Raw genomic sequence first — 12,842 nt, 5'->3', positions numbered from 1 at the left:
GGTGGAAAAAGTCAAATGGCCATCCGAAAACACTCAATACAAACTTTTATCAATGGGAAAATTTTCACCTCTAATCCAGAACAACCATATGCAAGCACCATGATTGTGCGTGATGGTACGATTTTGTGGATTGGTGAGCAATCAGGTCTAGAAAATATTAAAGGAGACTGTGTTGATCTTAAAGGGCACAGAGTGCTTCCAGGTCTTATCGATTCGCACTTACACCCATTGTGGCTTGCAAATGCATCAACCCAGATTGCCTGCACCCCTCCACTCGTCAATTCAATCGCAGATTTAATTGAACAAATTCAGAATTTATGTAAATCATATGAAATAGGTAAATGGATTGAAGGCTGGGGTTATGATGAAGGGAAATTATCAGAAGGAAGAGAGCCAACACGCTGGGATTTAGATGAAGCCACAGCGGATATTCCAATTTTCATTAGCCGGACATGTACCCACATTGCCGTAGTAAACAGCAAAGCATTGGAACTAGCAGGCATTACGAAAGATACACCCGATCCACAAGGCGGAAAAATTGATCGGGATTCAAATGGTGAACCAACAGGAATATTACGTGAAAATGCGAAAGATCTCGTCCATCGCATTATGCCCACCAAATCTCTTGAAGAAAACGCTGCGTCACTTGCCGAATTAAGTTCTTTCCTGCTTTCCCATGGAATCACAGCCATTACAGACCTTTCGAGTAGAATTCTACCAACTGATTACATGGACATGTATAAATCAGCTGTCAAAAAAGGACTAAAACAACGTACTGTTCTCTATTATCTGTGGGATGATTTGAAGGACAAACCTTTATTGGAAGCAGATAAAATCAAAAGAGAAAATCAAATTCACATTGGCGGTATCAAGTTATTCTCAGACGGAAGCGTCTCTGGAAAAACAGCATGGGTCAATCCACCATTCTTAGGGGAAGATGAAAATTACGGTATTCAAACGACAACTAAGGAAGAGTTATTAGCTGCTGCAGAAGCCGCTGAACAGAACCATATTCAATTAGTTGTCCATGCAATGGGCGAGCAGGCGATTGACTTAATTATTGACACTTTCTATGGCAAAAAAGGCTGGCTTACAAATGGCCCCTCTATTCGCATTGAGCATGCGGCAATGCCTTCAGCCCGAGCCATCCAACGGGCTGCTGAAACAGGTATTGCCTTTGTTACTCAGCCCATTTTTGTATTTGCAGAAATTGAGAGCTACCATAAAAACCTTGGATCTGAGCGTACAAAACAAACCTATCCTATTCGATCTATGCTGCAAGCAGGGATAAAAGTGGCGTTTTCTTCCGATGCTCCTGCGACTGCTTGGGCTGATCCTGTAAATCCATTTGTTGGAATCAAGTCCGCTGTTACACGCTTAGCGTATGATGGTTCTAATACTGGACAAGAGCAAAGAATAGATGTATCAACCGCGATCATGCTTTACACAAAAGCAGCACAAGAGATCACACGGATTCCTCATGTCGGACAGCTTGCTATAGGCAATCATGCTGACTTTATTGTTCTAAACCAGGACATATTTGAAATTAGTATCGACATGATAGATACCATTCTAGTTAAAGAAACTTATTTGGCTGGAAATTTAGTTTTCCAAAGATAATTCTTTAAAGTCAATTTATTTCGCCGTTACTTATGATACCGTTCACAGGAACAGTTCAAAATGAGATTTTTATTTGTTTGGATGTAATTTCGGTAGAAGATTGTTTTGCATATTCTATTATTAATTTTACCAATTGCTGTTGCTCTTCTATTTTGGATGTTTGCCAACGGTATTTGGATCGCGAGGGCTATCTTGTCTAGACGGCAAAAAACGGGGAAGAAGCCATTAGGCTATGGAAGGATAATGATTTTACTCTTATCATTCGATCGTGGAAAGTCATGACGGCACTATTAGTGTGACAAGTGAGCTTGAAAAAGGGAGTACTTTTACTGTTACTATCCCCATTATTAAACGTTAGGTCGGTGTAAGGAATGAATTATCGACTTTTTTTTCAAAGGAAGTTGAATTTCGGCAAAAGACTTATTCGACTACATCATTCTAATGCCATTTTATTTCTAGTATTAAGTGTAACAGGTTCTATCTTATTTTCTTCTTCCTTTCGTTCCATTTTTCCATCCGTCAGAGTATGGATCAGGGATCTTCATATTTGGAGTGGAGTCATTCTTTGTCTACCTTTGATGTTTTATCTTCCTAAGATGAAGAAGCATCTCAAGACACTTCAAAAAAAGGAAAATAATCGTCGCAATCTCTATCTTATCTTTACGATCTTAATTCTATTGATTGCTTCAGGTTTTTTGTTAACCTTTCATAGACAATTTCCACCGTATATTAGCTCCTGGTCATTGTTCGTCCATGATTTAGCCACATGGATTGGGGCCCCATATACCATCTATCACAGCATTACCCGCAGTAAATGGTTTAATCGACTAGGGGAAGGAAAACAATCAGAAAAGAGCTTACAGGAACCTATCATCATTGATGACCGGAATCCGATTTATAAAAGAAGAACCTTTTTAAAAGTGTTAAGCGGAAGCCTAATCGCTATTACCTTTTTACCAACCTTTACAAAATGGATAAGGTCTTATCTCCCAACATACGGGGAGACAGAAGCTTTAACGGATGGTAATCAACTAAAGCCCTTGCCCGAGCCTAAGCCAAACTCCTCCCCGCCTATCGGCGGGGGCAAGAAGGGAGATTTTCGGTATTATACAGTTACAGAGGTTCCGAAATTCACCAATGAGAATTGGAACTTGACGATTGATGGTCTAGTTGAACAGAAAAAACATTATAATTGGAGTGAATTTGTACAGCTTAAACGGGATGTACAAGTAAGTGATTTCCATTGTGTAACAGGCTGGAGCGTTTATGATATCACTTGGGAAGGCATACCATTAAAGAAGCTTCTTGAGAATTCAGGTATTAAAAAAGAGGCAAAATACGTAAAATTTTATTCTGCTGATGGAGTTTACACCGATACCTTATCCCTAAAGCAAGCAATTGAGAAGGATATAATGGTCGCCATGTTATTAGATGGAAAATTAATTAATCAACAGAATGGCGGTCCTGTTCGATTAATCGTCCCGAAAATGTACGCTTACAAATCCGTTAAATGGTTAAACCGGATTGAACTCATTAAAGATGAACATATTGGGTACTGGGAAGAACGTGGATACTCAGAAAATGCCTGGGTTGGAAAAACATAAAAAATGGTGCAAGGCACCACCCGGATGATCGACACAATATTGCTAACTAAGGCATTGGATCATTGATAAGAAATTGAGCTTTTGCCTTTGCCGCTGTGTCAAAAGTTAGCAAGTGGATCCCAGTGTTCCCCTCCCGTTTTAGGAAGAGTTACACTTACGGCAGCTAATTTGGATTTCGCTTCTACTTTTGTGTTGATCGTTCCGTTCGATGCACTGTGTCTACGTAAAAGCATCACAATAAAGTAAGAAGCGAGTATTTATTGTTTAAAAAACCTCATTTACTGTTGATAAGGTTCACCCCGATTAATACTAATGCCGGGCCGTTCTTCTCCTTTATCCCATAAAAACCAGCTATATCTGCATAGGTCTTCTTAATCTTTCCCAGGCACAACGACATATCCATTTCCTATTCATATGATTTGATCGTTGGAGGTATATAGTCTAAAAATTTATCTAATAATACGTCTGGTTGTTCTGCAATAATTGCCATCGAACGGAATTTCTCTTGGAGGAATCTTTGTTCGATCATATGGTCAAACAAGCTGATCAATGGGTCATAATAATGATTAATATTTAAAAGACCGCATGGCTTTTGATGCAAACCAATCTGACCCCACGTGAACATTTCAAAAAACTCTTCAAGTGTACCGGTTCCACCAGGCAAGACCACATATCCATCAGACAAATCAGCCATTTTTGCCTTTCTCTCGTGCATGGTTTCAACAGTAATTAACTCCGTTAAGCCTTTATGAGATATTTCACGTTCCTCCAATACTTTAGGGATCACACCAATCGCATGACCGCCTTCATTTAATACTGTATCTGCAACTGCACCCATCAACCCATTACTTGAACCGCCGTATACTAATGTAATGTCCCGTTTAGCTAACTCTTTTCCTAGTTGAATAGCTCCTGTTCTATACGCCTCTGAAGCACCGAAACTTGAACCGCAAAAGACTGCTAATCGTTTCATGCTACTGCCTCCCTAATTTTTTATCTATTATACAGTATATATTTGTCCCATCGAAATTAGAATATTTCAATAATAATACAAACAATATTGCCGGTAGTTCAGTGTATGTACAGTTCCACCGGTTGCTAATGCCTTCGAAATAGCAATACTGGACAAGCTGTAATACGATTTATTTTCCTTAGAAATATATTTTTTTGATAAAGTTCGGTTTTAAAAATTGTTTTCGTTAGTCAAAAAGAGCGTTCCTCCTTATTAAAGAAACGCACCCGTTAGCCATCCATGAATCGCAAAAATCGGCTCTTCACCACAGAGAATGAAAATGGTTAGGATGGGTCAATACTGATACTGACCTTAATCCAGTCAACCCTAATCCATAGACTTATTATTATCGCTCTCCTCTTTTTTTTAACGTTTGAGCAGGGTCTTCTTAAGTATTGTCATTTTCTTATCTTGAAGAAACATATTTTCATGGTAGTTTAAGTACAGTCTTTCACAATCTCTCCAAACTACCCCGTCAGACAGGCGGTTTTGCCTGTTGAAAAAAATTCATAGTAAATTTGAAACCTTCAATAAGCCATATAATATCAGTAGAAGTCCTAAATAAAACAAGGATGTTAATCCCGCAAAAGGCTCTATAACAAATTCAAAAAATACTCCCCATTTGTCCTTAGCAGATTTTTGCTTTCATTAAATCTGGTATAAAAAAACTCAACGAAATTACGATACATACAACACCTGCGACTAAGGATAAAGCCCCCATTATTAACACCCCACAACATATTTTAAACTCTTGCACCCGTTAGCTTAAGTACAATATTTCACAAACTCCCTTAAATATCATCCTTTAACCTTATGAGCTGAAAAATTCTTAGCAACCACATAGGAGTTACCCATTACTAATAGTCTATAATCTGTTGAATAGTCCTGTTCGTTTCTATAATGTAGTGGCAACACAGTTGTCTTATAACCGTACTTTGTTAACACATTCCTATATGAATCCAATAAGTTTAATGGTCCCTTAGCAAAAAGTCCAAATCCTCCATCTAGAAGTGTATCAATTCTATTATTTATGTATTCACCGAACGGTATGTAACCTTCGGTATTGTCATTATGAGTTTTATAAAGTTCCCCAATAACTTCTGTAGTCGAATTAGTTCTTCCGTTAAAGAATATCTCACCCCATTCTTTGTTATAATTCCATAGCAACTCGTGTTCACTAAGTACCTCCCATTCTTCAAACACATCGTATTCAAACCTATGAGTTCCGATGTCTTCACATACAATCTGCCACTCCTCTTGAATTTCCTCTTCATAACAAAATGTTAGGTTAATATTAACTGTTATTTTGTCTAAATATTTTTTAAAACCAACAAGGTGTATATCCACATCAGTCTTATTGTGTGGTTTTGTAATTGCTTCATCTAACTCTTCCAGCATATAGCTCACCTCATAAATTCTCCTTAGAGTTCTAATATAAATTCAGCAAAAAGGAGCATATTTCCTCCTTGAAATAATGCTCATCCTCTCATATCACTTATTTCGCTAACCTGCCCTTTAGTCGAATAAGAAAAGGCTGCATCATAGCAGCCAGATTATTTAGAAATGCCCCCGATTGTTTAAGTGTATTTCTTCACAAACAATCCTATTTCATCCTTCAATTTTCACAAGAATGCTGCCATTTTTTCGCAAAACAAAATATCCAGCATTTTCCATCCAAATATTTAAGATAAGCCCCTTTAGTTTATAAAATAGTAACCCATTAGAAAGTCTTTTTTCTATAGTTAGTTTGATAAAAGAGCTATTCAACTTAGAATATACTACACTAGATTTGTTCCAAGAACACATTTGCTGCTTTTGTAAACATCTGATACTTCTTCCAGACAAGATAAAGTCCTGTTTCCACCTTCGGCTCCAATGGACGGAAAAACAGGCTTATCGCTAATGGACAAGCCTGTTACTCTCATACCAATTCAATTTTCGCCACAGCCTCACAATGTGCAGAGTGTATGTGGCAACACAAGGGTGCTGGTGGGTTTATTACATTCTTGAGACCTTTTTCTTTCAGAAAACAGACTTTATCAAAACAAAAGTTGCCGGCTGCAAAGGAACTTGAAACTGAATAAAATAAGTACACATGAGTTGATGTGATTCATTTTTTCTCTAACTTTTTGAGAGTTACATCATTTCACTGTCCCCGTTCCATCAACATTCTTTTCCAAAGTTATCAAGCAATGCACGCACTTCATCTGTTGATTTCGTGTTCATCAATTGATTTCTTAATTCACCAGCTCCACGGAATCCTTTGACATAAATTTTGAAAAAGCGATGAAGCCCTGTGATTGAACGTGGCAGTACTTCCGCATATTGATCTTGAAGATCAAGCTGCAGTCTTAAAAGATCAAGGTATTCTTTACTGCTATGCTCTTTTGGCTCTTTTTCAAAAGCAAAAGGATTTTTAAAAATACCTCGACCGATCATAACGCCATCAATACCATATTGTTCAGCAAGCTGCAGCCCAGTTTGACGGTCAGGAATGTCTCCATTGATTGTTAGTAGCGTATTTGGTGCGATACGGTCACGTAATTTTTTGATTTCCGGAATTAGCTCCCAATGCGCCTCTACTTGGCTCATTTCCTTTCTTGTACGTAAATGAATAGAAAGGTTCGCAATATCCTGTTTTAAAATATGCGTTAGCCACTCCTCCCACTCATTTACATCCTTATAGCCAAGTCGTGTTTTCACGCTGACAGGCAGTCCGCCCGCTTTTGCTGCTTGAATAAGTTCTGCCGCAACGTCTGGACGCAGAATAAGGCCACTACCTTTCCCTCTCGATGCCACATTCGGTACAGGGCATCCCATATTAATATCGATGCCTTTAAATCCTAGCTCTGCCATGCCAATACTCATTTGACGGAAATATTCGGGATTATCCCCCCAAATATGAGCCACCATTGGCTGTTCATCTTCTGTAAAAATCAAACGGCCACGCACACTTTTCATGCCCTCTGGATGACAATAGCTATCCGAGTTTGTAAACTCTGTGAAAAATACATCCGGTCGACCGGCTTCACTTACTACGTGACGAAAAACAACATCTGTCACATCTTCCATTGGTGCAAGTACAAAAAATGGTCGTGGTAAATCACGCCAAAAATTATCTATCATTTCAAACTCAAATCCTCTCACTATGGATACAACTTCAAACTCTCAATCAAAAAATATAAAGCCAAATGTTCCACTTCTTTTACACTTATATCATGCTTAATAACTTATTATCAAACACAAGTACATTTGTACATTTATAATGTGTGAAAAACTATTGTGAAAATCAGCAATGTTTATTTTAACGAAAATCGGTCCTGAATGGTATTTTTATAAACAAAAAAGCAGATGGTATAGATTTTTTCTATATCAACTGCTTTTCTATTATACCAACTCCAACCACGCAACCGCTTCACAATGTGTGGAGTGTAATTGACAACACAAAAGGGATGTTGGTGGATATATCAACATTCTTTGAATTTTTTTTTAAACAAGTACTTGTTCAATAAAAGCACCCGATAATTTAAGTGAATTTCTTCACAATCTCTCTTATACTGCTCATAATTCTTTCAAAAAGGTGGTGTACTTTGTTACACGTTGCATTCGAAATCGCGATACTACACAAAAAACGACAATGAAAAACGTATATATTTCAACACCAATGGATTTCTAATTCTTAGTGGACATCTTTCAGAACCGGATTCCTTATTAAACTAATAACTTACTTATCTACAGTATGATTTTCTACCGTATTCAACGTAAGTAAAGATAGTAAAAATGCCAGTTTTTTATCTTTGTAGAAGCATTATCTACAGTAAGTATTTATAGTTTTCAACGTTAACAAACATAGGACTTTACTTGGAGGGGTGGGTATGATAGGCTTGGATGCCTGATGAAACAACTGCTTCAGCCTTTCAAGACAAATCGTACCTACAGAGGCTCCAAGACAAGTCTTTAAACGCTTATCTTTGGATATATATAAACAATGATAAAAGGTGCATCACATCAACGTTTTTTTGCTGATACTGTATATAAGCGGCAGGTTACTTGAAAAAGGAAAAGCGATTCTTCGTTAATGAAGCATCGCCAACGTTAGTAAAAATCATCGATATGTTTTTATATGTTTGTAACTATTAACTCACCACACTGAATCTTGACTTAAAGTAAGTTCGGTCTTCCGTTTTTACGCTTTAAGTTTGTAGTAATAAAAAATAAGTCAATCAGATATAAATTGACTTAAACCATTACGTTTCTTGTTTATTGATTGTATTGTTAACTAAGTTTTGAGTTGCATCTCGAGACGACTCTGCCTCATTTTCAATAGCTGGCTGCACGTAGTTTAAAGCTGACTGATTTATGTTTTTAAATATTTTCATTTTATTTTCAGGATCGTTCTGATTTCGATTACTTTCCTTCATTGTCAATTCCTCCATTGTTTTCTTTCATCTTTTTATTCTCTGATTTATTTTGAAATATATACAAAACAACTCCTTTTTTTGTTGCAAATTTCGGTCAATTCCAACATAAGGGAGTCATTTCTCTACTTCGATCAAAACTGCCTCGTGAGTTGAATAAAATAGGCTGCATTTGTTTGCAGCTCCTTCATCCACTCAAGCACCCGTTTATTTAAGTATATTTTTCACAAACTTAATAAATTAGTTCATTAAATTTTTCTGCATTTTCACACTGTAAAAAGGTTAAAGTAATATAAAATGAGGGAAAGAAGGAAAATAAATGATAAAAGTTAATAATCACAAGTTACAAAGAGGTTCAAACAAAACAGATAATACTATGGATCACGTTCCCATTGTGGATAATTTAAATAGCGATAATGCATTTAGTGATAATGGCTTAGAAAACGCCCTGCTATTAGAGGAATCTGTTAAAAATAAAAAATCTAATAGCTAAGTTAGAAAGTTTATTTCAAGTAGAAGGAAATTCCATCTTTAAATTTTGCGGATGGAACTAAAAATAATAATTATTGATATATTTTTTTAAGCAATCGCAAAAATGGTTAGTTATATACTACTTGAGATAAAAACTACTAAGAGGCTATATCCTTAGTAGTCTTTTTAGTTCGGTGTCATCATAAGGAGTATAGTTACTTGAAGGAAATTTCTTGTTCTTCATTGTTCTGATAATTCCCAAACCAGAAAACAAATAATTACACACTAAGCACCCATAAAGGGTGCCTTTTTTCTATTGTTGTTCAATTACTGGTTCAATTTTTCTGGTTACTTTGTTATCTACACTAGCAAATTCCGTTCCGTATTTACCTGAAGATCCAGCTTGGTTCCGAGACGCTTCAGCTTGATTTGCACGTACTTCAGCATCTGTTGACCTACTTTGCTTTTTGTTATCTACCATTATAATCACCTCCAGAGTATTAATGTAACCAAAAATTTCAGTTTATCTTAGTTATAAAAGCCACACATATTTTATATATTTATTTCTCATCCAGTAAAACTCTACCTTATATCCTAATAAATGGAGGTATCCTTATGGATGATATGAGACATAATGGAATTATTTCTCTAATGCAACTGAACTGCTCTTAAGTTGAAAAAGAAAATAAAAGAAGCACTCAAAATTTTGAGCACTTCTTCGCATTTCTTTAGACATAAGATCCCGGCAGTTAAGGCTGCCAAGATTTTTTTATTCTACCCGCTTCGGGGATGGCTCTTTTATTTTTTCATTCACTGCTTTGTGTAGTATTAAAAAATTCAGACTGATCTTTTTTGTTAGCCTTTACATTATTGTTATTTTTACCCATTTTTTCCATCTGATTCATAACTTAATTTCTGCGGTACCTTTTTATTCTCTTCCATAACTTCCCCCTTTCAAAACTAGTTTGTCCCTTTATCTTTTTTTGTAATACGATGCATTGGCGATTTACATCCACCATAAATTACTCTAAGAATTGTCCAAGCATGTTTTTGTGTTGATTAGAATAAAATCAAAGAAAGGACAAATCACTGGAAAGGTGATCAAAGTGAAAGAAATTACCTTTAAAGCATTTGCCATTACCCATGAAATTGACTTGAACAAAATTGCCATCCATTGCGGTATTCCCAAGAAATTCACTTGGGAACAGCCACTAATCCTGAAAGGCGATATTCTAGAATCGATCCTCCATAAAAATGTAGTTGATTCGCAAATGGTGTTAGTCTTTTCTTTTGGCAGCATTGTCTTCATTAATCACACACACGTTGATGAGATAACAGTCCTACTTCACTACATCCATTCCTTTGAACCAGACTTTGAAATCGAACAGGCTGATAGATATAGCGACGATTACTGCCTTCATATCTGTGAAACGGAGAATATTGAATTGACCGACGAATATGTGGTCGTGCCAGAATATGAGGATTTTTATCCTGAATTGATTTCTACAGTAATCGCCAAATCAGTGGCACTCGAGAAAACAGAGGAACAACTCGGGAAAATCCACGACAAACTTGAAACCATGATCGACAGGCTAGAGAAAGGAAAACTGAGAATCGGCAACAAGGAACTGGCAAGGACCACTGCAAAAATCGTCCGTCATGAGTATAATACGCTTGCCTATATCATGATTTTGGATAAGCCTGATATTACATGGACAAGCAGCACAGCTGGTGATTTTTATGACAGGATGTTGGAGTTTTTTGAGTTGAATGATCGCTATAAAATTTTAAAAAGCAAAACGGAGATTTTATATAACATCATGGATGGTTTTTCCACCATCAGCCATTCGATTCGTGGCCTATTCGTGGAATGGATCATCGTAACTCTCATTGTTGTTGAGATTGGTCTGACGATCTTAGAAATTGGCGGATGGTTATAAGCTATATACTAAAAAAAGAGACACCTAATGACTTCGGTCAGGGTGTCTCTTGCTTTGATTTGGTATTACAATAAACCCTCTAGCTAAGGCTAGCTTTCATTTCTTCTACGGATTCTACTTCAAATCCTAAATCAAGTAACATTTTGTGATCTTCCGTTTCAGCTTGTCCAGTCGTTGTTAAGTAATCACCGACAAAGATGGAATTGGCTGCATATAAACCCAATGCTTGGAGTGAACGTAGGTTAACTTCTCGTCCACCTGATATTCGAATTTCCTTTGTTGGATTGATAAAACGAAATAATGCCAAAACCTTTAAACAATAAAGTGGGTTCAATTCCTTTACTCCTTCTAACGGAGTACCATCAATCGCATGTAAGAAATTAACTGGAATTGAATCCGCATCAAGAGCTTTTAAGCTGTTAGCCATATCGACTACATCTTGCTTTGTCTCCTTCATCCCTACAATGACACCTGAACATGGAGACATTCCGTATTCTTTTACCGTTTCAACCGTATTGACTCGATCATCGTATGTATGTGAAGTTGTGATGTTTGCATGATTGCTCGCAGATGTATTGATATTATGATTGTAACGATCTACCCCGGCTTCTTTTAATCGTTTTGCTTGGTCAGGTTTTAACAGCCCTAGGCAGGCACAAACTTTCAATCCATATGTTGTCTTTATTTCTTTAACTGCGTCCACCACGTGATCTACATCTTTATTAGATGGCCCTCTACCACTAGCAACAATACAGTACGTCCCTATATTTAAATCATGTGCACGTTTGGCACCTTCAAGTATAGTATCCTTGTCTACCATTCTGTAAGAATTAATCGGTGCTGTCGAAATAGAAGATTGAGAGCAATAGCCACAATTTTCCGGACAGAGTCCAGATTTCGCATTCATGATCATATTAAGCTTTACTTTTTTTCCATAATATCTCTTTCTAATTTGAAAGGTAGCATGCATTAGTAAAAGTACATCATCATCAGGACAATCTAAAATTGAAAGGGCCTCCTGATTTGTTATTTCCTCCCCATCTAACACACGATCTGCAAGTTCCATCCAGTTATTCATCTTTATCCCTCCATTTTATTTCATTTACCATGCAAATCCGATAAATTCCGAATATTCCAAAGTTCCGAAATTCCAACCATATGCCTTTTAATTGTAAACCAAAATCACAACAAGGTTAACAATTAAATCATAGAATCATTAAATTATTCTGTCAATAAGGTTTGGAATATTTTTTGATGTCCCAATGAAAGACTATCTCTAGACAAATAAAGCCCAGTCCTACGACTGGGCCCATTAACGTTTTAATAATATCAAAAACTCAGCATATTACACAGACGACTTTTCTATACCCACTAATGGTTTTTTTGGAAATATATTATAAACGATATGAAACGTTGTAAAATAACGGTGAGGTGTTTAATGTGAAAAGAACTATCTTTAAACGCGTAGAAGGAAAGAAAGTTATTAAACAACACTAAGAAAATTACATAAACTAATTACCATTTGAAGTGGAAAGTAGGTAAACCAATGTCTAAACAAATTCACAATTCATTAAAGGTTTTGCTAGTTTCTAATTTTTATCTCCACGGGCTTTAGTCGCATTCACTAGTTACCGTTGAACCTTTTATTCCGGCTTCACGGGCATCATACCCTTCCTATGGTTACCATTGAACCTTTTTTTCCGACCTCACGGGCAACATACACTTCCTATGGTTACCGTCGGACCTTTTTTTCCAGCCTCACGGGCATCATACCCTT

The 12,842-nt window shown here is 36.7% G+C and carries 10 protein-coding genes; 4 read left to right on the top strand and 6 right to left on the bottom strand.

What is annotated here, in order from left to right:
- Positions 1-15 precede the first annotated feature (15 nt).
- Together J7E67_RS18290 and J7E67_RS18285 are read left to right on the top strand one after the other, a co-directional pair.
- Positions 16-1,620 (top strand): amidohydrolase, encoded by a 1,605-nt coding sequence (locus J7E67_RS18290; RefSeq protein ID WP_214717507.1) that lies wholly within the window; start codon positions 16-18, stop codon positions 1,618-1,620.
- Between the two features lie 371 nt (positions 1,621-1,991).
- Positions 1,992-3,224: a molybdopterin-dependent oxidoreductase gene (locus J7E67_RS18285; RefSeq protein ID WP_214717509.1), complete on the top strand. Its 1,233-nt coding sequence runs from the start codon at positions 1,992-1,994 to the stop codon at positions 3,222-3,224.
- A gap of 406 nt (positions 3,225-3,630) precedes the next feature.
- On the opposite strand, the gene J7E67_RS18280 is transcribed toward J7E67_RS18285, so the two are convergent.
- From J7E67_RS18280 to J7E67_RS18265, 4 genes are all read right to left on the bottom strand, one after another.
- Positions 3,631-4,197 carry an LOG family protein gene (locus J7E67_RS18280; RefSeq protein ID WP_214717511.1) on the bottom strand — a complete coding sequence of 189 codons (567 nt, stop codon included), beginning with the start codon at positions 4,195-4,197 and terminating at the stop codon, positions 3,631-3,633.
- An 837-nt stretch (positions 4,198-5,034) separates the two neighbouring features.
- Positions 5,035-5,634, bottom strand: a complete 600-nt coding sequence (locus J7E67_RS18275) for a hypothetical protein (RefSeq protein WP_214717513.1) — start codon at positions 5,632-5,634, stop codon at positions 5,035-5,037.
- 765 nt (positions 5,635-6,399) lie between these two features.
- Positions 6,400-7,362: a tRNA dihydrouridine synthase gene (locus J7E67_RS18270; protein WP_214717514.1), complete on the bottom strand. Its 963-nt coding sequence runs from the start codon at positions 7,360-7,362 to the stop codon at positions 6,400-6,402.
- 1,121 nt (positions 7,363-8,483) lie between these two features.
- Complete coding sequence (locus tag J7E67_RS18265) at positions 8,484-8,657, bottom strand: hypothetical protein (protein ID WP_214717516.1); 174 nt, start codon at positions 8,655-8,657, stop codon at positions 8,484-8,486.
- A 316-nt stretch (positions 8,658-8,973) separates the two neighbouring features.
- Between J7E67_RS18265 and J7E67_RS18260 the strand changes: the two genes are divergently transcribed.
- Complete coding sequence (locus J7E67_RS18260; protein ID WP_214717518.1) at positions 8,974-9,147, top strand: hypothetical protein; 174 nt, start codon at positions 8,974-8,976, stop codon at positions 9,145-9,147.
- Between the two features lie 291 nt (positions 9,148-9,438).
- Here the strand turns inward: J7E67_RS18260 and J7E67_RS18255 are convergent, their stop codons facing one another.
- On the bottom strand, positions 9,439-9,606 hold the full coding sequence (locus J7E67_RS18255; protein ID WP_214717520.1) for a hypothetical protein: 168 nt from the start codon (positions 9,604-9,606) through the stop codon (positions 9,439-9,441).
- A 574-nt stretch (positions 9,607-10,180) separates the two neighbouring features.
- Between J7E67_RS18255 and J7E67_RS18250 the strand changes: the two genes are divergently transcribed.
- Positions 10,181-11,065 carry an RMD1 family protein gene (locus J7E67_RS18250; protein WP_251026849.1) on the top strand — a complete coding sequence of 295 codons (885 nt, stop codon included), beginning with the start codon at positions 10,181-10,183 and terminating at the stop codon, positions 11,063-11,065.
- A 79-nt stretch (positions 11,066-11,144) separates the two neighbouring features.
- Here the strand turns inward: J7E67_RS18250 and bioB are convergent, their stop codons facing one another.
- Positions 11,145-12,143 carry a biotin synthase BioB gene (bioB, locus tag J7E67_RS18245; RefSeq protein WP_214732556.1) on the bottom strand — a complete coding sequence of 333 codons (999 nt, stop codon included), beginning with the start codon at positions 12,141-12,143 and terminating at the stop codon, positions 11,145-11,147.
- Positions 12,144-12,842: the final 699 nt, after the last annotated feature.

It is taken from the genome of Bacillus sp. ISL-46 (genome assembly GCF_018613205.1).
The sequence above is the reverse complement of the archived record's forward strand: the minus strand, read 5'-3'. Positions and strand labels throughout refer to the sequence as shown.

Excerpts from the sequence above, each read along its gene's own strand:
- J7E67_RS18290 (WP_214717507.1), top strand. The coding sequence starts at position 16 with ATGGCCATCCGAAAACACTCAATACAAACTTTTATCAATGGGAAAATT.
- J7E67_RS18285 (WP_214717509.1), top strand. The coding sequence starts at position 1,992 with ATGAATTATCGACTTTTTTTTCAAAGGAAGTTGAATTTCGGCAAAAGA.
- J7E67_RS18280 (WP_214717511.1), bottom strand. The coding sequence starts at position 4,197 with ATGAAACGATTAGCAGTCTTTTGCGGTTCAAGTTTCGGTGCTTCAGAG.
- J7E67_RS18275 (WP_214717513.1), bottom strand. The coding sequence starts at position 5,634 with ATGCTGGAAGAGTTAGATGAAGCAATTACAAAACCACACAATAAGACT.
- J7E67_RS18270 (WP_214717514.1), bottom strand. The coding sequence starts at position 7,362 with ATGATAGATAATTTTTGGCGTGATTTACCACGACCATTTTTTGTACTT.
- J7E67_RS18265 (WP_214717516.1), bottom strand. The coding sequence starts at position 8,657 with ATGAAGGAAAGTAATCGAAATCAGAACGATCCTGAAAATAAAATGAAA.
- J7E67_RS18260 (WP_214717518.1), top strand. The coding sequence starts at position 8,974 with ATGATAAAAGTTAATAATCACAAGTTACAAAGAGGTTCAAACAAAACA.
- J7E67_RS18255 (WP_214717520.1), bottom strand. The coding sequence starts at position 9,606 with ATGGTAGATAACAAAAAGCAAAGTAGGTCAACAGATGCTGAAGTACGT.
- bioB (WP_214732556.1), bottom strand. The coding sequence starts at position 12,143 with ATGAATAACTGGATGGAACTTGCAGATCGTGTGTTAGATGGGGAGGAA.